The 20,351-nt window shown below is 71.6% G+C and carries 11 protein-coding genes and 3 pseudogenes; 6 read left to right on the top strand and 8 right to left on the bottom strand.

Annotated elements, in window-relative coordinates; genetic code table 11:
- Positions 1-1,700, top strand: a pseudogene (locus tag CCZ36_RS00930) (ABC transporter ATP-binding protein).
- Positions 1,701-1,778: 78 nt separating this feature from the next.
- On the opposite strand, the gene CCZ36_RS00925 reads toward CCZ36_RS00930, so the two are convergent.
- Together CCZ36_RS00925 and CCZ36_RS00920 are read right to left on the bottom strand one after the other, a co-directional pair.
- Positions 1,779-2,885: an alpha/beta hydrolase-fold protein gene (locus tag CCZ36_RS00925; RefSeq protein WP_128816859.1), complete on the bottom strand. Its 1,107-nt coding sequence runs from the start codon at positions 2,883-2,885 to the stop codon at positions 1,779-1,781.
- A 163-nt stretch (positions 2,886-3,048) separates the two neighbouring features.
- Entirely contained in the window at positions 3,049-3,471 is a 423-nt protein-coding gene (locus CCZ36_RS00920; protein WP_069735121.1) for a MarR family winged helix-turn-helix transcriptional regulator, read from the bottom strand.
- Positions 3,472-3,669: 198 nt separating this feature from the next.
- On the opposite strand from CCZ36_RS00920, the gene eno reads away from it, so the two are divergent.
- Positions 3,670-4,971 (top strand): phosphopyruvate hydratase, encoded by a 1,302-nt coding sequence (gene eno / locus CCZ36_RS00915; protein ID WP_069735120.1) that lies wholly within the window; start codon positions 3,670-3,672, stop codon positions 4,969-4,971.
- A gap of 196 nt (positions 4,972-5,167) precedes the next feature.
- On the opposite strand, the gene CCZ36_RS00910 is transcribed toward eno, so the two are convergent.
- A complete protein-coding gene (locus tag CCZ36_RS00910) occupies positions 5,168-7,357 on the bottom strand; it encodes a discoidin domain-containing protein (protein WP_128816858.1) in 2,190 nt (729 codons plus the stop codon).
- A 352-nt stretch (positions 7,358-7,709) separates the two neighbouring features.
- On the opposite strand from CCZ36_RS00910, the gene CCZ36_RS00905 reads away from it, so the two are divergent.
- Positions 7,710-9,446, top strand: a complete 1,737-nt coding sequence (locus CCZ36_RS00905) for a discoidin domain-containing protein (protein ID WP_128816857.1) — start codon at positions 7,710-7,712, stop codon at positions 9,444-9,446.
- A 67-nt stretch (positions 9,447-9,513) separates the two neighbouring features.
- Here the strand turns inward: CCZ36_RS00905 and CCZ36_RS00900 are convergent.
- A pseudogene (locus tag CCZ36_RS00900) lies at positions 9,514-10,475 on the bottom strand (DUF3048 domain-containing protein).
- Between the two features lie 278 nt (positions 10,476-10,753).
- Between CCZ36_RS00900 and CCZ36_RS00895 the strand changes: the two are divergent.
- From CCZ36_RS00895 to pgm, 3 genes and pseudogenes are all read left to right on the top strand, one after another.
- Positions 10,754-11,185, top strand: a complete 432-nt coding sequence (locus tag CCZ36_RS00895; protein ID WP_443069780.1) for a hypothetical protein — start codon at positions 10,754-10,756, stop codon at positions 11,183-11,185.
- A 373-nt stretch (positions 11,186-11,558) separates the two neighbouring features.
- Positions 11,559-12,626, top strand: coding sequence for a chitinase (locus CCZ36_RS00890; RefSeq protein WP_206515701.1), 1,068 nt, complete (start codon positions 11,559-11,561; stop codon positions 12,624-12,626).
- Positions 12,627-12,837: 211 nt separating this feature from the next.
- Positions 12,838-14,480, top strand: a pseudogene (pgm, locus tag CCZ36_RS00885) (phosphoglucomutase (alpha-D-glucose-1,6-bisphosphate-dependent)).
- A 66-nt stretch (positions 14,481-14,546) separates the two neighbouring features.
- Here pgm and CCZ36_RS00880 read toward each other — a convergent pair.
- The 4 genes from CCZ36_RS00880 to CCZ36_RS00865 all read right to left on the bottom strand — a co-directional run bounded on the left by CCZ36_RS00880 (position 14,547) and on the right by CCZ36_RS00865 (position 20,145).
- Entirely contained in the window at positions 14,547-14,933 is a 387-nt protein-coding gene (locus CCZ36_RS00880) for a hypothetical protein (RefSeq protein ID WP_443069779.1), read from the bottom strand.
- A 92-nt stretch (positions 14,934-15,025) separates the two neighbouring features.
- Complete coding sequence (gene meaB, locus CCZ36_RS00875) at positions 15,026-16,030, bottom strand: methylmalonyl Co-A mutase-associated GTPase MeaB (protein WP_128816855.1); 1,005 nt, start codon at positions 16,028-16,030, stop codon at positions 15,026-15,028.
- A 12-nt stretch (positions 16,031-16,042) separates the two neighbouring features.
- Positions 16,043-18,283: a methylmalonyl-CoA mutase gene (scpA, locus tag CCZ36_RS00870; RefSeq protein ID WP_128816854.1), complete on the bottom strand. Its 2,241-nt coding sequence runs from the start codon at positions 18,281-18,283 to the stop codon at positions 16,043-16,045.
- Positions 18,283-20,145, bottom strand: a complete 1,863-nt coding sequence (locus CCZ36_RS00865) for a methylmalonyl-CoA mutase family protein (RefSeq protein WP_128816853.1) — start codon at positions 20,143-20,145, stop codon at positions 18,283-18,285. The genes scpA and CCZ36_RS00865 overlap by 1 nt, the downstream gene beginning before the upstream one ends.
- Between the last annotated feature and the right edge of the window lie 206 nt (positions 20,146-20,351).

Here is a 20,351-nt window from a genome sequence, read left to right as displayed (position 1 = left end):
ATGAAGACTCCTGAGACCGCGCGGCCCCGCCCGGGGGCCGCGATCCTGCGGACGGCACTGCGCCGCAACGTCGGCGCCATGATCGCGGGCACCGTCCTGATGAGCCTGTACCAGGCGGCGGAGACCGCGTTCCCCATCGCGCTCGGACTCATCGTCGAGCACACGATGCAGGACCGCAGCCTCGGCTCCCTCGGCGTCTCGATCGGCTCGCTGGCCGTGATCATCACGACGGTGTCCCTGTCGTGGCGGTTCGGCATGCGCGTGCTGCAGAAGGCCAACACGACCGAGGCCCACCGCTGGCGGGTGCGGGTGGCCGCCTGCGGACTCCAGCCGGTCGCCAGGGACGTGGACCTCAAGTCCGGCGAGATCCTGACCATCGCCACCGAGGACGCCGACCAGACCGCCGACATCATCGAGGTGGTGCCGCTGCTGATCAGCTCCCTGGTCGCCATCGTGGTCGCGGCGGTCGCGCTGAGCCTCGCCGACCTCAGGCTCGGTCTGCTGGTGATGGTGGGAACCGTAGCGATCCTGTCGGTCCTCGCCGTGATGTCCCGGCGGATCGGGGCCAGTACGCAGGAACAGCAGGCCCGGGTGGCCCGGGCGGGCGCCAAGGTCGCCGACCTGATCATCGGGCTGCGCCCGCTGCACGGGTTCGGCGGCAACCACGCCGCCTTCGGGGCCTACCGCGAGGTCAGCACGGACGCGAAGCGCCAGGCGATCACCGTCGCCCGGGTCAACGGCACCTACGCGGGCACCGCGCTGGCCCTCAACGCGGCCCTCGCCACGGCCGTCTCGCTGACCGCCGGCTGGCTGGCGTTCGAGGGCCGGATCACCATCGGCGAACTCGTCATGGCCGTGGGGCTCGCGCAGTTCATCATGGAACCGCTCAAGATGTTCTCGGAGATGCCCAAGTACGTGATGATGGCCCGCGCCTCGGCCGAGCGCATGGCCCTTGTCCTGAACGCGTCCCCGGTGGCGACACCGGGGCCCGAACGCCCCGAGCCCGGCGGGGCCCTGGAGGTCGACGGCGTCCACCACGGCTCCCTCCGGGGGTCACGTTCACCGTCGCGGCAGGCGAGTTCGTGGCGGTCGCCGCCTATCAGCCGCGTGCGGCGGCCGACCTGGCCGCCGTCCTCGCGGTCAACGTCGCCCCGCAGGCGTACGGGGGAGTGGTCCGGGTGGGCGGCCGGGAGATCGGCGGCCTGTCGATCGAGGCGGTCCGCGAACACCTGCTGGTGAACCCGTACGACGGGGAGATCTTCGCCGGCACCCTCCGGACGAACATCGACCCGTCGGGCAGCGGGCGGGAGATCGCGGAGGCCGTCGAGGCGTCCATGCTCACCGACGTGGTCGCCCTCCACCGCGAGGGACTCGACCACGTGGTGCGCGACCGGGGGGCGAACCTCTCGGGCGGCCAGCGCCAACGCCTCTCCCTGGCACGCGCGTTGGCAGCCGATGCCGAGGTCCTCGTCCTGCACGACCCCACGACGGCCGTGGACGCGGTCACCGAACAGCTCATCGCGCGCAACATCGCGAAGCTGCGCCGGGGCCGCACCACGCTCGTGCTGACCAGCAGCCCGGCACTCCTGGACGCGGCGGACCGGGTGCTCGTCCTGGACGGGGGCGTCATCACCGCGGAGGACACCCACCGCAACCTCCTCGCCGGGGACGAGGCGTACTGCCTGGCCGTGGCCCGGTGAGCCACCCGTAGGGGCGGGCCCGCCATGGGGGCCGGGGCCGCCCGGGAGCCTCCGGCGCCGCCCGCCCCTGCCCGCGGCTCAGCCCAGGGCCCAGGCGACATCCCTGAGCAGGGCGTGGCGCCAGCCCGCCCGGTCGTGGTCCGAGGCGGACCGCGAGACCCGCACGGTCGCTCCGGCCCGCTCGGTGAGCGACTCGGTCAGCTCGCAGTGGGGCAGCATCCGCCTCTCGTGCTCTCCCACGTCGAACGCGCACCGCAGCCGCGACAGGTCGGCCCCCCGGCGCAGCCGCTCGGCGAGGGCGCCGCCGACGGCCCCGCCCAGCGGATCCGGCAGGTCCACGGCTCCGGGCGCCCACCAGAAGGACCCCGACTGGCAGGCGACCCGCGAGACCAGCTCGGGGAACTCCAGCGCCGCGTACAGCGCGCTCAGCCCGCCCAGGCTCTGCCCGGCCACCACCAGCCGGTCCGGCTCGGCCGGCACTCCGCAGTCGCCCACCAGCGGCAGCAGTTCGTCCCGGACCGCCTCCCACAGCTCCGGGCGGCAGAGGAACTCGGCCTCCCGGTCCTTGGCCGGCAGGAACACCAGGGTCAGCGGAGGCAGGTCGCCCGTCTCGAAAGCCGCGTCGAAGGCGGTCGCGGCCGGGTGCAGATACAGCCAGTCGTCCCCGTCGAGCAGCACCACCACCGGGCCGCCCCCGCCCACCGGGTGGACCCGCACGGTACGCCGCCCGCCGAGCCGGTCGCTGTTCCAGCGGATCCGGGTCCGGGGGAGGGGCGGCACATCGTCCGGGCCGAGGGCGGGCCAGTGCGGCTGGGGCGGGGCGTCCGGCGTCGCGGCGACGGAACGATCGGCCCCCGCGCCGACCGGATTGAACGGATCGGCATGGGCCTCGCCCGCCACGAGGACGCGATAGGTCACCCGCAGCCGAGCGGGCATGGACACCTCCGCGTACCAGCAGTCGGTGTCCTCCCAGCGCCGCAACGGCACGGGCGGCGACCAGCTCTCGAAGTCCAGGACGGTCTCGTCGAGTGCGGCCCGGGCACCGCGCCACAGGAAGAGGGTCCGCCAGCCGCCGTCGGCGGGCACCGACGCGGGCGTACGCGCCGCCGCCCAGAACGCTTCGGAGCCGGGGCGGCCCCGCAGACCGAAGGCGGCGAAGGGGCTCTCGGCGTCCACCGGAGGCATGAACGTCTCCTTGCGAGAGGGGAAGAGAGGAGAGCCAGGCCGAGGCGGGCCCCGCCTGGGTAAGGCGATCCTAACTCAACGTCCATGGGGGGATGTTGGGGATGCGACGCGGAAGGCGGCCCGAGGGCGACCGAGCGGCCCGAGGGGGCAGGTCCGTGCGGGGTCAGTACGCGGCGAGCCGCTCCATCAGGGCCACGGTGTGCGCGAGCTGCCGCTGCTCCTCCGCGCTGAGTTCGAGGTCGATGGCCCGGGCCAGCCAGTCGGCGCGCCGGTCGCGTTCCGCCTTCAGCGCCGCCCGGCCCACCTCGGAGAGATCGACGAGCGACTTGCGGCCGTCCGTCGGGTGCGCCCGGCGGACCACGAGGCCCTGCTCCATCAACAGGCCGACCGCGCGGGCCATCGACTGGGGCCGTACGCGCTGGTCCGCGGCGAGGTCGCTGGTGGTCATCGCCCCGTCCCGGTCGAGGACCCCCAGCACCGCGACCTGGCCGTGCGGAATCCGGTCCTCCTGCTTCACCCGCCGCGCGAGTTTGCCCATGGCGGTGCGCAGATCGGCGGCGACGGTGGCAGGTTCCGGGGTGGGCATAGGGCACTTTAACCCGCGGTTGCGGGCACGTCCGCCCAGGTGGTCGGCCCGGTAGGTCCCCGGTGAAAGTCGGCAGCACAACTGCGCAGCCAAGCTAAACAGCTAATCTGAACAGCATTGCTGTAGAGTTTAGCTGTCGCGGCTCGCGCCGGCGCTGTCGCACCAGTGCCGCGACACGTGACTACGGAAGGACCTCGCATGTCCCGCACGACAGCTGAGCCCACCGCCATCCAGTCCGTCACCGCCCGCCGGATCATCGACAGCCGGGGCAACCCCACCGTCGAGGTCGACGTCCGCCTCGCCGACGGATCCCTCGGGCGCGCGGCCGTCCCCTCCGGTGCCTCCACCGGTGCGCGGGAGGCCGTGGAGCTGCGCGACGGGGACGCGGGGCAGTGGCACGGCAAGGGGGTCGACCGCGCGGTAGGCCACGTCAACGGGGAGATCGCGGCCGCGGTCGTGGGCCGTGACGCGGACGACCAGGCGGGTCTGGACGCCACCCTCGTCGCGCTCGACGGCACGCCCGGCAAGTCCCGGCTCGGTGCGAACGCCGTCCTCGGCGTCTCGCTCGCCGCCGCGAAGGCCGCCGCGGCGGCCCACCGCCAGCCGCTCTACCGCTACCTCGGCGGCGCCGACGCCCGCCTGCTCCCGCTGCCGATGATGAACATCATCAACGGCGGGGCCCACGCCGACAATCCGCTGGACTTCCAGGAGTTCATGATCGCGCCGGTGGGGGCGAAGACCTTCGCGGAAGCCGTCCGGATGGGTTCCGAGATCTTCCACACCCTGCGCCGCGACCTGCTCGCCGCCGGTCACGCCACCGGGGTCGGCGACGAAGGCGGGTTCGCCCCAGCCCTCCGCACCGCGGAGGAGGCCCTCGACTTCGTCCTGAGCGCCGTCGAACGCACCGGATACCGCCCCGGCGAGGACATCGGCCTCATCATGGACCCGGCATCGTCGGAGTTCTTCCACGACGGCGCGTACGTGTACACGGGTGAAGGGGTCCGCCGTACGCCCTCCGAACAGGCGGACTACCTGGCCAAGCTGATCGACGCCTACCCGATCGTCTCCATCGAGGACCCGATGGCCGAGGACGACCTGGAGGGCTGGCGCGAGCTGACCGCCCGCGTCGGCCACCGTTGCCAGCTGACCGGCGACGACGTCTTCTGCACCGACGAGGCGCAGGTCCGTGAGGGTATCCGTACCGGCGTCGGCAACTCGGTCCTGGTCAAGGTCAACCAGATCGGCACCCTGACCGAAGCCCTCGCCACGGTCGCCACCGCCCGGCGTGCGGGCTGGAGTGCCGTGATGTCCCACCGCTCCGGCGAGACGGAGGACACCACGATCGCGGACCTGGCGGTGGCGACGGGCTGCGGCCAGATCAAGACGGGCTCGCTGTCCCGCTCCGACCGCACGGCCAAGTACAACCAGCTGATCCGGATCGAGGAGGAGTTGGGCGCGTCGGCGCAGTACGCGGGCGGGGCGCTGCTGTCCCGTTCCTGACGGGAGCCCCGGGCCGGCCGGGTGCACCGCCAGGTGCCGCCCGGTCCGCCCCGGCGACACGGAACGGGCGGCCTCCGGCGGACAGTCACGTCCACCGGAGGCCGCCCTCCGTTCGCGGCGGGCCGGTCCGGGCCGCCGGACACCGGACCGGCTCACCGCTCCCGGGTCTCCGGGTCGGGCCCTGACAGGCCCGGATCTAGGGGAAGTTGGTGACGGTCGAGGGGATCGTCGACGTTCCCGACGTGGGGGACCCGACGTTGTTGATGACGTGCTGGTACTGGCCGTTGCCGCCGAGCGAGACGACCAGCAGGTTGTGGAACTTCACGCCGGGCTTCACCGGGGCCTTGAACCCGTGTTCCTGCACGATGGTCGGGTCGACGTTGTAGTAGCAGTAGCTGCCCATGCCCCAGCCCTCGTGCTGCTCGACCGAGTCGTCGACCCGGTAGGCGGCGTAGCCCTTCGTGCTCCCGTTCTGGATGGCGGCCTGGTTGGGCGCGTCGTACGCCTTCTCGTTCTGGAAGAAGATCGTGCGGCCGCGCTCGCCGTACCACTCCACGTCGTACTTGTTGAAGTGCTCCACGAACAGTCCGGTGGCGAGGACGTCGTCACCGTTCACCCGGACCCCGTAGTCGGCCCGGTTGGTCTCCCAGCCCCAGCCCTCTCCGTGGTCCGCCCGCCACACCCAGGTGTGGTCGATGATCGTGTCGTCGCTGTTGACGACGATGCTCGTGGTCGCCTTGCCGGGGCCCGCCCCGCCGATCCGCACGAACACGTCCTGGAGCGAGGTGGGGTTCGCCGCGTGGTCGGCGGACGCGCCCCGCGGCCCGACCTCCAGCAGAGTCTCCGAGTTGACCGGACCCGCGTCGATGAGGAAGCCCGCCAGCTTCACCCCGTCGACATCGGCGACCTTCATCGCGGTCACCCCGTTGTCCGGGATGATCGTGGCCAGACCGAGGCCCAGGACGACGGTGTTCGCCCGGTTCACGTCGATGGTCCGGTCGATGTGGTAAACCCCGGGCGTGAACAGCAGGTTGAGGCCCTGCGCCAGCGCGGCGTTGATCGTCGCCGCCGTGGCGCCCTGCTTGACGACGTAGAAGCGGTCCAGCGGGATGGATTCGCCCGTCTGGGTCCCGCCGTCCCACGAGACACCGCGCGCGTTGACGCGCTTCGCGGGGACGAAGACCTTGTAATCGTTGCCGTCGAGGTAGAGGAACGGCTTCTCGCGCGAGATCGGAGTGGTGTCGAGCGTGGTGTACGGCGGGGTCGGGTAGCTCGCCGCCGGGGCGCCCTGGACACCGGAGAACGTCATGTTCCACACGGCGTTGGTCCAGCCGCCGACGGAGCTGTCGCGGGTGTACCACTGCTGCTGGGAGTAGGGGCCGACCGTGCCGTCGATCTTGGAGTCGGCGATGTAGCCGCCGCTGGCCCAGCCGTAGCCGTCGGGGGCGAGGTTCAGCCCGCCCTTGACGTGCATCCGGCGGAAGGGCGCCGCCTGGGAGACCGCCCAGCGGTTGGTGCCGGAGACCGGGTTGAGCGTCAGGTTCTCCGCCGAACGCCAGAAGTTCTGCGTCGCGTTGCCGTCGAACCAGCCCGCGTCCACGGTCACATCACCGTTGAAGGTGGTGTCGTTCGGGTTGAGGCCGAGACCCGCGATCTGCGTGTAGAAGCCGATCTGCGCGTTGATGTCGTCGTACGTGCCCGGCTTGAAGAGGAGCGCGTGGCGGTCGAGGCCGAACTGCGCGGACTCCTGCTTCTTGAAGATCTCGTCGACCTTGCCCTGGATGTTCGGCGTGGACGGGTCGAAGACATGGACGTTCGGACCGAGGTCGCCACCGCCCGGAATCTCCGGACCGCCGCCGTCCCGCGTACCGAAGACCTTGAACTCCCAGAGCGAGTAGCCGTATCCGGTGGCACGCTCGGTGCCGGTCAGCCGCACGTAACGGGCGTCGCCGGAGATGTCCAGGGTCTCGTTGCCGCCCGCCGATGTGGAGGTGCTGTAGGCGGTCGTCCAGTCGTTGCCGTCGGTCGAGAGCTCGATGCGGTAGCTCTTGGCGTGCGCGGCCTCCCAGGCGAGTTCGACCCGGCTCAGAGCCGCCGGGGAACCGAGGTCGATCCGGATCCACTGGGGGTCGGCGAACGCGCTGGACCAGCGGGTCCCGCCGTCCCCGTCGACGGCGTTGCCCGCCGCGGTGCCGCCGTTCTCCTGGCTGGAGGCGGTCACCGTGCTGCCCTGGGAGAGCAGGACCGGCGCGGCTTGTGCCGGAGCCGCCTGCACGGCCGCGAGCAGCGTCGCGACCAGGGTGGTGATGACCGCGAGGACCGGCGTGCGCCGTCGACGGGACGCGGCCAGGGGAGGCCGCGAGGTTCTGGCGAGGGCAACGGACATGTGTGATCTCCTGAAACGTCAGGTGGGCGGGGGCGGTTCAGCTGCGGGCGCATGCTCCCCTGCGAGAGGAGAGAGCGCTCTCTCGGTTGTCGAATGATTCTCCCGTGTTTCCGTCGCGTCAAGAGTTGTGCACAGGATTGCCGCCCCGACTCCTCCGGCGGAGGGACTGTTTCATCTCCTGAAACCTTGGTGGCAGTTGACTGGGCGTCAGCGTGACAAGTCGGACGCCGTCTCGGCGGCATCTGAAATCAACTCGGCCCAAACCCTTGACGGTTCACTTTGCTCCGGCGACGCTCCCCTCTGCAGGGGGAGCGCTCTCTCGCCTCATCCCCTCACAGCGCGAGGAGTTCGCATGGAAGTCCGTGGAACACCACGGTTGCGCGGTGCCCTGGCGGTCATGGCCGCCGTGGCCCTCCTGTTCACCCTCTCGGTGGCCCTCACCCCGGAACGGGCCGCCGCGGCGGCCGTTCTCGTCTCCCAGGGGAAGCCGGCCACCGCCTCCAGTACGGAAGCCCCTTTCACGGCGTCGTCCGCCGTCGACGGCGACACCTCCACCCGCTGGTCCAGCGCCTTCACCGACGACGAGTGGATCCGGGTCGACCTCGGTACGAGCACCTCGATCGGACAGGTCGTCCTCGACTGGGAGGCCGCGTACGCCAAGGGCTACCGCCTGGAGGTCTCCGACAACGGAGACGACTGGACGACGCTCCACGAAACCACCACCGGCTCCGGAGGCGTCGAGACCCTGACGGTCTCCGGGACCGGCCGCTACGTCCGGATGCACGGAACCGAGCGCGCCACCCCCTGGGGCTACTCCCTCCACGAGTTCCAGGTCTACTCCACCACCGGCGGCACCGCCCCCGGCGACGACGACATCCTCCTCTCCTACGGCAAGGCCGGTTCCGCCTCGACCTCCCAGCACGACGGCACCTGCTGGGAGTGCTCCCCGGACAAGGCGTTCGACCGCGACCCCGCCAGCCGGTGGGCCACCAGCCCCGAGGGCGGCTGGACCGACGCGGGCTGGATCGCCGTGGATCTCGGCGCCCGCGCGGAGATCAGCCGGGTGGTCCTCCAGTGGGACCCGGCGTACGCCAGGGCCTACCGCATCGAGGTCTCCGACAACGGGACCGACTGGACGACGCTCCACTCCACCACCACCGGCACCGGCTTCAAGGAGACGCTGGACGTCAGCGGCACCGGCCGGCACGTACGCCTGTACGCCACCCGGCGCAGCGGTGAATACGGCTACTCGCTCTGGGAGTTCCAGGTCTGGGGCACCGGCGGAGCCCCGATCCCCGCACCGCCGCTGCCCGCCGACCCCACGTACGACCGGCTGGTGTTCAGCGACGAGTTCAACGGCCCCGCCGGCGAGGCGCCCGACCCGGCCAAGTGGGTCCCGGAGACCGGCACCGGCCCCAACAACGAGCTGGAGTACTACACGAACAACAAGAACGCCGCGCAGGACGGCAACGGCAGCCTCGTCCTGGAGGCCCGCCGCGAGGAGACCCCCGGGTCGGCCTGCCCGCCCGACCCGCTGAGCGGCAGCACCACATGCCAGTACACCTCGGCGCGGCTCAACACCTACGGAAAGTTCCAGTTCACCTACGGCCGGGTCGAGGCCCGCATCAAGGTCTCCGGCACGCAGGGGCTCTGGCCGGCGTTCTGGATGCTGGGCGCGGACTACTTCGACAAGGGACGCCCGTGGCCCTACACCGGTGAGATCGACATCATGGAGCACGTCGGCAAGGAGCCGAACACCACGTACTCCACCCTGCACGCACCCGCGTACAACGGTGCGGCCGGCTACGGAGCCCCGTACTCCCTGCCGGGCGGCGCGAACTTCGCCGACGACTTCCACACCTTCGCGGTGGACTGGAACAGCGAGGGAATGACGTTCCGGGTCGACGGCAACGTCACGCACACGGTCGACAAGGAGGAGCTGGAGAGCACCCGCGGACCCTGGGTGTTCGACCACGACTTCTTCCTCATCCTCAACAACGCGGTCGGCGGTGACTGGCCGGGCTCGCCCGACGCCACCACCCGCTTCCCGCAGAGGATGAGCATCGACTACATCAAGGTCTGGCAGTAGGAGACCCGCAGGCCCCGGCGTCCGGACGGTGCGGTCCTCCGACCGTCCGGACGCCCTCCCAAGCGCTTCAGCCCCGGGGCGTGTACAAGATCCACAACGGTCCCTCGGCGAGGTCGACGCGCTGCCCCTCGGGGCTGGTGAACACCGTGTCCGCGGCTGCTGAGCTCCGGGACCACCGGGCTTCGTACGCCCGGCCGTCCCGCAGGACGACCGCGTCCCCCGCCCCCACGGTCTCGGTGAACGGCGTGTTGTTCCCCGACCGGTCGCGGAAGTCCGACTCCCGTACGTCCACGTCCTGGACGACGACCGTGCCTGCCCCGATCCGTTCGCCCTGGGCCGTACGGGCAGGGGCGCCGTCCAGCGAGACGAGCCACCGCTCGTCCTCGGCGGACCAGGTGAACGTCACCGACGCGGACGGATAGCGGACCGTACGGCTGTCCTCCGGCTCCCCGCCGGACGGCGCCGCACCGACCCGGAGCCCGAGCTCCGCAGCCGCATCCACCCCGGAGGCCGTGAACGGGATCCGCTCCGGCCGCAGATACAGGTTGTGCGGCGCGGGGCGGTCCGGACTCCGGAAGTACGCCCGGGGCGCCTGGGAAGGCGGTACGGCATCGACCGGCGCGCGGTCGATGACCGGCAGCAGCCTGCTCTGCGCCCCGAGAAGGCGAGGGCCGGCCGGTCGAACTGCCGCAGCAGCTCCAGATCGGTCTCCCGGGCGCTGCGCACCGGGCCGATGACCGGCGGCAGGTCGGCGGAGTACACGGCGAGGATCCTGCTCAGACCCGCCTCCACCTGCTCGACGTAGACGATGTCGGCCCCCTCCAGCCCGGTGTGGGGGCGTGCGGGCGCGACGTTGTCGATCTTCACGGCGAGTACGTGGGTGGCTGCGCCGGTACGGGGGGACGGGCTGGTGGAGGAGGGCGACGAGCCGTCTCCGCCCGTGCACGCGGCGGTGACGGCCAGCACGAGCACGGCGAACAGTGCCGCGGCCCGGTTCCTCACTCGGGGCACCACTCCGGCTGCGGACACGACGACCGCCCTTCCGGGGCGCCGGCCGACGACGTCCGCGCAACGTCGACGTGTCGCGGCCCCTCGTCCATCATCCACCATCACGGCTCCGGCGCGCCCGTGGTCGCGCGGGAGGGCGCCGGACCCGGACGGTCCTGACATGGCTGGAACTGCTCTGCGCCGCGCCCCCGATCCGCCTTCCGAAGGCGCTGTTCGCTCTCTACGGTTGCACCAGTGACGGGTTCGCATACCCGCGCGAGGTGAACAGGCGAGGCAGAGGGGGATCGGAGGAAGCCGAGTTGACGGCACTGGCGGCATCGGGTGCGGCGACCTTCGTGGGGCTGATGGCGACGGAGGCATGGACGCAGGTGCGCGGGCGGCTGGTCCGCTTCCTGGGCCGTGGCGGGAACGACGAGGTGATCGACGCCGAGTTGGAGGAGTCCCGTGAGGCGCTGATCGCCGCCCGCCGGGACGGAGACGAGGACGGTGCCAGGGATGTCGCGGCCGAGTGGCGGATCAGGATCCGGCAGGCCCTGCGCGACAACCCCGAGGCCGAGCAGGAGCTGCGCGCCATCCTCGACGAGCTGGCGCCCCAGCAGGCCGCCGGCCCCACCGTGGCGATCAACCACAACACGATCAGCGGTGGCCACTACAACGGCCCGGTGATCATGGCGCAGTGGGTCAACGACGGCGCTCCCGCCACGCCCCGCCGGGGGCCGGGCGCCGCGTGACGACCCCGAGTTCCGGCACCCGGCCCGGCACACCGACTCGCGGGACGGCTTCTCCGGCCCGAGCCACCGCCCGTTCACGCAGGCCGCCGCGATCCACGGCGGCATCACCTGTCACGTGCGGCCGGCCGAGCCCGAGGGGGCGTGGGCCGCGCCCGACGAGGCCCTGCCCCTGACCGTGCGGTTCCGCAACCGGGACCGGATGCCCGATCTGCTCGACGGCTCGTCCGTCCGCGATCCCGACGGACCGTCTGGTCCAGACCTCTTGACCGAAGGTCTGGACCATTCTACGTTTTGACGGGGTCACGACATTGGGCGGGTCGGGCGAACCTTTCGCCCGGCGGCGGCGGACCCGGGCAGGAAGGACAACCGAATCATGGGGCGTACATCACGACTGCTGGGCCTCGGCCTGGCCGCGGCGCTCGTCGTACCGATGCTGGCCGCGGCCGCACCGCCGAAGTCCGCGGAAACGACCGGGACCGCCGCCGAGACCTGTGCGGTCAAGTCGAAGCCCACCGGCAAGGTGCTCCAGGGGTACTGGGAGAACTGGGACGGCGCGGCCAACGGCGTGCACCCGCCGCTCGGCTGGATCCCGATCACCGACTCCCGCATCCCCCAGCACGGCTACAACGTCGTCAACGCGGCCTTCCCCGTCATCCGCTCCGACGGCACCGTCCTCTGGGAGGACGGCATGGACCGCACCGTCAAGGTCGCCACCCCCGCCGAGATGTGCCAGGCCAAGGCCTCCGGTCTGACCCTCCTGATGTCCATCGGCGGAGCCACGGCCGGGATCGACCTCAGCTCCAGCGCGGTGGCCGACCGGTTCGTCGGGACGATCGTCCCGATCCTGAAGAAGTACAACTTCGACGGCATCGACATCGACATCGAGACCGGACTCGTCGGCAGCGGCAACATCAACCAGCTGTCGCCCTCGCAGGCCAACCTCATCCGCATCATCGACGGCGTCCTCGCCGCCATGCCGTCGAACTTCGGCCTCACCATGGCCCCCGAGACGGCGTACGTCACCGGCGGCAGCGTCGTCTACGGGTCGATCTGGGGCGCGTACCTCCCGGTCATCAAGAAGTACGCCGACAACGGCCGGCTGTGGTGGCTGAACATGCAGTACTACAACGGCAGCATGTACGGCTGCTCAGGCGACTCCTACTCCGCCGGCACCGTCACGGGCTTCACCGCCCAGACCGACTGCCTGAACAACGGACTCGTCATCCAGGGCACCACGATCAAGGTGCCCTACGACAAGCAGGTCCCGGGCCTGCCCGCCCAGCCCGGCGCGGGTGGCGGCCACATGTCCACCGGACTCGTCTCGCAGGCCTGGAACCACTACAACGGTTCACTGAAGGGGCTGATGACCTGGTCACTGAACTGGGACGGCTCGAAGGGCTGGACCTTCGGCGACAACGTGAAGGCCCTCCAGGGCCGCTGACCCCGGCCCGCACGGTTTCCGCCCCCGGTCCGCCGATGACCGGGGGCGCGGCGCCGCTCCGGCCGGGGATGACACGAGGAAGGCGTGAACCGGTCGCGCACCGGGGCGGTCGAGAGAGCAGAATCGGGTACGGACCGGGTGATCGTTTCCCGGTGCGACGGGCCCGTCTCCCCGCGGGCCGGCCGAAGACGAAGACGTACGAGGAGCCCCGATGGCGCACGAACGGGCCGGTCACCCGGCACAGTCCGCAGACCTGGTCGACGTGGCACGGCTGGTGACGGCCTACTACGCCCTCCACCCCGACCCGGCCGACCCCGCCCAGCGCGTCGCCTTCGGCACCTCCGGCCACCGGGGCTCCGCGTTCGCCGCCGCGTTCAACGAGGACCACATCGCCGCGACCACCCAGGCGATCTGCGACTACCGCGCCCGCCAGGGCACCGACGGCCCCCTGTTCCTCGGCGCCGACACCCACGCACTGTCCGAGCCCGCCCGGGTCACCGCGCTGGAGGTGCTCGCCGCCAACGGGGCCACCGTCCTCATCGACAGCGAGGACGGCTACACCCCGACCCCCGCCGTCTCGCACGCCATCCTCACGTACAACCGGGGCCGCACCGAGCATCCGGCCGACGGCATCGTGGTCACCCCGTCGCACAATCCGCCCGCCGACGGCGGCTTCAAGTACAACCCGCCCAACGGGGGACCGGCCGCATCGGACGCCACCTCCTGGATCCAGGACCGGGCGAACGCCCTCATCGAGGCGGGGCTCGACGAGGTCCGCCGGATCCCGTACGCCCGCGCCCTGGCCGCCGACACCACCCGCCGCCACGACTTCCTGACCGCGTATGTCGACGACCTGCCGTCCGTCCTCGATCTCGACGCCGTACGGGACGCGGGCATCCGCATCGGGGCCGACCCGCTCGGCGGCGCGTCCGTCGCCTACTGGGGCCGGATCGCCGAACGCCACCGGATCGACCTCACGGTGGTGAACCCGCTGGCCGACCCCACCTGGCGGTTCATGACGCTGGACTGGGACGGCAAGATCCGCATGGACTGCTCGTCGCCGCACGCCATGGCCTCGCTCATCGAGCAGCGCGACGCCTACGCCATCGCCACCGGCAACGACGCGGACGCCGACCGGCACGGCATCGTCACCCCCGACGGCGGGCTGATGAACCCCAACCACTACCTGGCCGTCGCCATCGACTACCTCTACACCCACCGCGAGGCGTGGGCCGCCGGGACCGGCATCGGCAAGACCCTGGTCTCCTCGTCCATGATCGACCGGGTCGCCCACGACCTCGGCCGGACCCTCGTGGAGGTCCCGGTCGGCTTCAAGTGGTTCGTCGACGGCCTCTACGACGGCAGCCTGGGCTTCGGCGGCGAGGAGTCCGCCGGGGCCTCCTTCCTGCGCCGCGACGGCCGGGTCTGGACCACGGACAAGGACGGCATCCTGCTGGCCCTCCTCGCCGCCGAGATCACCGCCGTCACCGGCACCACCCCTCCGAGCACTACGCCCGCCTCACCGACCGCTTCGGCGACCCGGCGTACGCCCGCGTCGACGCCCCCGCGACCCGTGAGGAGAAGGCCGTCCTGGCGAAGCTCTCCCCGCAGCAGGTCAAGGCCGACACCCTGGCCGGGGAACCCGTCACCGCGGTCCTCACCGAGGCCCCCGGCAACGGCGCCCCGATCGGCGGCCTCAAGGTCTGCACCGACAGCGCCTGGTTCGCCGCCCGCCCTTCGGGCACCGAGGACGTCTACAAGGTGTACGCGGAGAGCTTCCAGGGCCCCGGCCACCTCGCCCGGGTCCAGGAGGAGGCCAGGGCGCTGGTGTCCGACGCGCTCGGCAACGCCTGAACCGGCGGCGCGTACGTCCATGGGGGCCGGGACGCGGCGTCCCGGGCCCCCGCTGGGCAGCAGTCCTCAGGCGCCCGGCACGGTGGGCCGCACCCGGCGCAGGAAGGCCGCGTTGTCCGGGGTGCCCCGGACCTTGTCGAGCAGCACCTGAAGGGCGCCCTGGCCGTCCCGGGTGTTCAGGGCGCGGCGCAGTGCCCGCACCGCCGCCAACTCGTCCGGATCAAACAGCAGTTCCTCACGCCGGGTGCCGGACCGGGCGATGTCGACGGCCGGGAAGATCCGTGCCTCGGCGGCGGAGCGGTCCAGGCGCAGCTCCATGTTGCCGGTGCCCTTCAGCTCCTCGAAGAAGAACTCGTCGGCCCGTGAACCGGTCTCCACGAGGGCCGTCGCCAAAACGGTCAGCGAACCGCCCTCGCCGGCGCAACGGGCCGCGCCGAACAGCTTCTTGGGCACGGTCAGTGCCGCCGCGTCGACGCCGCCGCCGCTCAGGGTCCGGCCGCCCGCGCGGGCCGCGTTGTTGTGGGCCAGCAGCCGCGCCGGCGCCTTCAGGCGGACGTGCCCGATCCGCCGCCGCGGAACGCGCCGAGGATCTCCTCGGCGGCCAGCGTCGCCGTCAACGTCCCCTCCCGGACCCGCTGTTCGAGCTCCGGTGCGAGCTTCCGCACCGCCGGGTGGCCGTACAGACTGTCCAGCAGCTCGTCCCGGACCATGGCCCACGTCCAGTCCACCTGCTGGTCACGGCGCTTGGCCGCCAGCCGCCCGGTGGCCTCCAGGACCGTACGGTGCTGCTCCAGCCGGCCCCACAGCGTGTCGAGCCCGGTCGACTCGCGTGCGCTGCACGTGAGCACCGGGGGAGTCCAGGCCGCGTCCGCCGGATGCATCAGCCGCAGCGCACCGGCCAGTTCACGCGCCGCCGAGCGGGCGTCACGTTCGTGCGGGCCGTCGGCCTTGTTCACCGCGATCGCGTCCGCCAGCTCCAGGACACCCTTCTTGATGCCCTGCAACTGGTCGCCGGTACGGGCCAGGGTGAGCAGCAGGAACGTGTCGACCATGTTGGCCACCGCCGTCTCCGACTGCCCCACCCCTACCGTCTCCACCAACACCACGTCATACCCCGCCGCCTCCATCACCACGATGGACTCCCGGGTCGCTTTCGCCACCCCGCCCAGCGTGCCCGCCGTGGGGGAGGGGCGTACGAAGGCGGCCGGGTCCACCGCGAGCCGCTCCATCCGGGTCTTGTCGCCCAGGATGGAACCGCCCGTACGGCTGGAGGACGGGTCGACCGCGAGCACCGCCACCCGATGACCGAGACCGGTGAGCATCGTGCCGAGCGCGTCGATGAACGTGGACTTGCCCACGCCCGGCACCCCGCTGATCCCGATCCGCCGGGCCGCCCCCGCGTGCGGCAGCAGTCGGCTCAGCAACTGCTGGGCCAGTACCCGGTGTTCGGCCCGTGTCGACTCGACGAGCGTGATCGCGCGCGCCACGAACGCCCGCTTCCCGTCGAGCACTCCCTGCACATAACCGTCGATGTCGATCTTCGCAGCCATCCGGTCAGCGGCTCACAGCTCGTGACCGAGCGCGGCGCCGAGCCGCGTCACCAGGTCGTGGGCCGCGTCCGGGATCACCGTCCCCGGCGGGAAGACCGAGGTGGCGCCCGCCTCGTGCAGGGCCTCGACGTCCTGCGGCGGAATGACCCCGCCCACCACGATCATGATGTCCTCGCGGCCCTCGGCGGCCAGTTCCTCGCGCAGCGCGGGCACCAGCGTCAGGTGACCCGCCGCCAGCGAGGAGACGCCCACGATGTGCACGTCGGCCTCGACGGCCTGCCGCGCCACCTCGCCCGGCGTCTGGAACAGCGGGCCGACGTCCACGTCGAAGCCCAGGTCGGCGAAGGCCGTGGCGATCACCTTCTGGCCCCGGTCGTGGCCGTCCTGGCCCATCTTGGCGACCAGGATGCGCGGCCGACGGCCCTCCGCCTCCTCGAACGCGTCGACCAGCGCACGGGTCCGGTCCACGGAAGGGGACTCTCCTGCCTCTTTGCGGTACACACCGGAGATCGTACGGATCTGCCCCGCGTGCCTGCCGTACACCTTCTCCAGCGCGTCCGAGATCTCCCCGACCGTCGCCATCGCCCGCGCCGCGTCGACCGCCAGCGCCAGCAGATTGCCCTCCAGGCCCGGACCCGGGTCGCGCTCGGCGGCCGCCGTCAGCGCCCGCAGCGCCTCCTGGCACGCCGTCTCGTCGCGCTCCTCGCGCAGGCGGCGCAGCTTCTCGATCTGCTGAGTGCGCACCGAGGAGTTGTCGACCTTGAGCACGTCGATCTGCTCGTCGGTCTCCACCCGGTACTTGTTCACCCCGATCACCGGCTGCCGCCCGGAGTCGATCCGCGCCTGCGTGCGCGCCGCGGCCTCCTCCACCCGGAGCTTGGGGATACCCGCGTCGATCGCCTTCGCCATCCCGCCGGCCGCCTCCACCTCCTCGATGTGCTGCCAGGCCCGGTCCGCCAGGTCGCGCGTCAGCTTCTCCACGTACGCGCTGCCGCCCCACGGGTCGATGACCCGGCAGGTACCGGACTCCTGCTGGAGCAGGAGTTGCGTGTTACGCGCGATCCGCGCCGAGAAGTCGGTGGGCAGCGCCAACGCCTCGTCGAGGGCGTTGGTGTGCAGCGACTGGGTGTGCCCCTGCGTCGCGGCCATCGCCTCCACGCACGTACGCGTCACATTGTTGAACACGTCCTGCGCCGTCAGCGACCACCCCGAGGTCTGCGAATGCGTGCGCAGCGAAAGCGACTTGGGATTCTTCGGATCGAACTGCTTGACCAGCCGCGCCCACAGGAGCCGGGCCGCCCGCAACTTGGCGACCTCCATGAAGAAGTTCATCCCGATCGCCCAGAAGAACGACAAACGCGGCGCGAACGCGTCGACGTCCAGGCCCGCTTCCTGCCCGGCACGCAGATACTCCACCCCGTCGGCGAGCGTGTACGCCAGCTCCAGGTCGGCCGTCGCCCCGGCCTCCTGGATGTGATAGCCGGAGATCGAGATGGAGTTGTAGCGCGGCATCTTCTGCGAGGTGAACGCGAAGATGTCGGAGATGATCCGCATCGAGGGCGACGGCGGATAGATATAGGTGTTGCGGACCATGAACTCCTTCAGAATGTCGTTCTGAATGGTCCCGGCCAACTTCTCGGGCGGTACGCCCTGTTCCTCGGCTGCCACGATGTACAGCGCCAGCACGGGAAGCACCGCGCCGTTCATCGTCATCGACACCGACATCCGGTCCAGCGGAATACCGTCGAACAACTGGCGCATGTCGTAGATGGAGTCGATCGCCACCCCGGCCATGCCGACGTCACCCGTCACCCGGGGATGGTCGCTGTCGTAACCCCGGTGGGTCGGCAGGTCGAAGGCGACCGACAGACCCTTCTGCCCGGCCGCGAGGTTACGCCGGTAGAAGGCGTTGGACTCCTCGGCCGTGGAGAAACCGGCGTACTGCCGGATCGTCCAGGGCTGGTTGACGTACATCGTCGGGTAGGGGCCGCGCAGATACGGGGCGATGCCCGGGTAGCTGTGCAGGGCGTCCAGGCCCTCCAGGTCCTCACCGGTGTAGAGCGGCTTGACCGTGATCCCCTCGGGCGTCTCCCAGAGCGGGGCCTCGGCGCCGTCGGCGGCCTTCGACACGGCCGCCTGCCACTCCCCGGCCGAAACGGCGGAAGCGGCCGCGCCGGCGGACGCGGGGGGCGTGAGCGGTACGTCGGAGAAATCGGGAACGGAGGATGGACGGTCCGTGGGCGAGGTCGGCATCACGCCACTCCCATACGGTCGAGAACGGAGGTGAGAACGGCGACCGCGTCGCAGCCCGCGAAGACGTAGGCGTCCACATCGGCGTACTCGCCGGGGCGCCCTGCCAGGAACACCCGCGACGCGCCGGCCGACTTCAGCGCACCGGCCACCTGCTCCGCCTGCTCGGCGTAGAGCGCGTCCGACGAGCAGAGCACCGCGACCGACGCCCCGGAGGCGGCCAGCGCACCGGCGGCCGTGCCCGCGTCCACCGAGACCGGATCGTGCACCGCCTCGATGCCACCCGCCCCGAAGAGGTTGACGGCGAACGAGACCCGAGCCGTGTGCGCGGCGGCCGGACCGAGCGCCGCGACGAACACCTTCGGGCGGCTTCCCGTCGCCGCGAGGTGCGCGTCCGACCGCGTGCGCAGCGCCTCGAACGCCTCGTCCCGCCGGACCCGGGGCAGACCGCCCGGAGCACCGGCGTACGCGTCGGGGGCGGGCTCGCGCTCCACCGGACGCTCACCGGGCATCGGGAACTCACTGACGCCCGTGATCGGCTCCTCGCGACGCGCCAGCTTCGCACTGCGCGTCGCCCAGGTGGCGGCCAGCCGCTCCGCGACCGTCCCCGAGCGCAGGGCGGCGGGCAGGCCACCCGCCCGCTCGATCTCCTGGAAGAACGCCCAGGCGGCCACGGCCAGTTCGTCGGTCAGGCGCTCCACGTACCAGGAGCCGCCCGCCGGGTCGATGACCCGGGCCAGATGCGACTCCTCCATGAGGATCGTCGAGGTGTTACGGGCGATCCGCCGCGCGAACGCGTCCGGCAGGCCCAGCGCGTGATCGAACGGCAGCACGGTCACGGAGTCCGCGCCGCCCACCCCCGCGCCCAGCGTGGCGAGCGTGGTGCGCAGCATGTTCACCCACGGGTCGCGGCGCGTCATCATCACCGGCGAGGTGACGGCGTGCTGCCGCTGCGCCCCGGCGGCGGGAGCGCCCGACGCCTCGGCGACCCGCGCCCACAGCCGGCGCGCCGCGCGCAGCTTGGCGATGGTCAGGAACTGGTCGGCGGTGGCCGCGTAACGGAACTCCAACTGGCCGCAGGCCGCCTCCACGCTCATCCCGGCGCCGGTCAGGGCCCGCAGATAGGCGACGCCGGTGGCCAGGGAGAGCCCCAGCTCCTCGCCGGCCGAACCGCCCGCCTCGTGGTACGGCAACGCGTCCACGGAGATCGCCCGCAGCCCCGGGTACTCCGCGTCGCACCGCTGTGCCCAGTGCACGGCGGGGGCGAGGTCCGCCTCCACGCCCGTCCGGGCCTCATGGCCGAGCGGGTCGGCGCCCAGCGTGCCGCGCGCCTCGTTCCCGGCGACGCCGCGCTCCTCGTACAGGCGCAGCAACCGTGTCGCGGCGGCGTCCAGGTCGGCCGGGGCGTCGAGCGCGAGGGGTGCGAGATCGAGGTACACACCCTCCAGCGCCCGCGCGAGCCCGTCGACGGGGACGCCCGCCGGGCCGCCCACCGTGAGCCAGAGTGAGGTGACCCCGTTCTCCAGATCGCCGAGCAGCGCCTCGTTGAGCCGGGCCGGGTCGGTGAGGGCGTGGCGCTGGCGCACGTCCCAGCCGCCGGCCGCGTTCCCCTCGGGCCTGCTGCCCCGGGTGAAGGGGGCGAAGCCGGGGAAGCCGGTGTCCGGCGACTCGTCGCTCGCGGTGTAGAGGGGGCGGGTGGTGAGCCCGTCCTCCAGTGTGGTGTACAGCGCTTCCTCGGCGGCCGAGCCCGTGACTTCCTTGCCCGACTTGCGCAGTACGCCTTCGACGAGGCTCTGCCACTGGTCATGGGAAGGGTCGGGGAACGCGGCGGCCGGAGAGAGCCCGTCAGCAGGCTGGACCGTCATGCTCAGATGCTAGGCCAGTGCGCCGAAGGAGCAGCAGGGGCACGTGCTGTGACCTTGCCCTCTCAGGCATGTACTTGATCCTTTACATACGGTCGCGTAACCGGCTCGGCGGACGGACGGGGGCAACACGGCAATGCTCGACATCGGAGGAATGAGGGCATTGGTGCATATTATGTGCGAAGTTTCCTGATTTCTTATGTCATCCC

The sequence above is a fragment of the Streptomyces sp. S063 genome, from assembly GCF_002832675.1.
Lineage (GTDB): Bacteria > Actinomycetota > Actinomycetes > Streptomycetales > Streptomycetaceae > Streptomyces > Streptomyces sindenensis.
The sequence above is the reverse complement of the archived record's forward strand: the minus strand, read 5'-3'. Positions and strand labels throughout refer to the sequence as shown.

Bases quoted from the DNA above. Each gene is read 5' to 3' on its own strand.
- CCZ36_RS00925 (WP_128816859.1), bottom strand. From the start codon at position 2,885: ATGCCTCCGGTGGACGCCGAGAGCCCCTTCGCCGCCTTCGGTCTGCGG.
- CCZ36_RS00920 (WP_069735121.1), bottom strand. From the start codon at position 3,471: ATGCCCACCCCGGAACCTGCCACCGTCGCCGCCGATCTGCGCACCGCC.
- eno (WP_069735120.1), top strand. From the start codon at position 3,670: ATGTCCCGCACGACAGCTGAGCCCACCGCCATCCAGTCCGTCACCGCC.
- CCZ36_RS00910 (WP_128816858.1), bottom strand. From the start codon at position 7,357: ATGTCCGTTGCCCTCGCCAGAACCTCGCGGCCTCCCCTGGCCGCGTCC.
- CCZ36_RS00905 (WP_128816857.1), top strand. From the start codon at position 7,710: ATGGAAGTCCGTGGAACACCACGGTTGCGCGGTGCCCTGGCGGTCATG.
- CCZ36_RS00890 (WP_206515701.1), top strand. From the start codon at position 11,559: ATGGGGCGTACATCACGACTGCTGGGCCTCGGCCTGGCCGCGGCGCTC.
- meaB (WP_128816855.1), bottom strand. From the start codon at position 16,030: ATGGCTGCGAAGATCGACATCGACGGTTATGTGCAGGGAGTGCTCGAC.
- scpA (WP_128816854.1), bottom strand. From the start codon at position 18,283: ATGCCGACCTCGCCCACGGACCGTCCATCCTCCGTTCCCGATTTCTCC.
- CCZ36_RS00865 (WP_128816853.1), bottom strand. From the start codon at position 20,145: ATGACGGTCCAGCCTGCTGACGGGCTCTCTCCGGCCGCCGCGTTCCCC.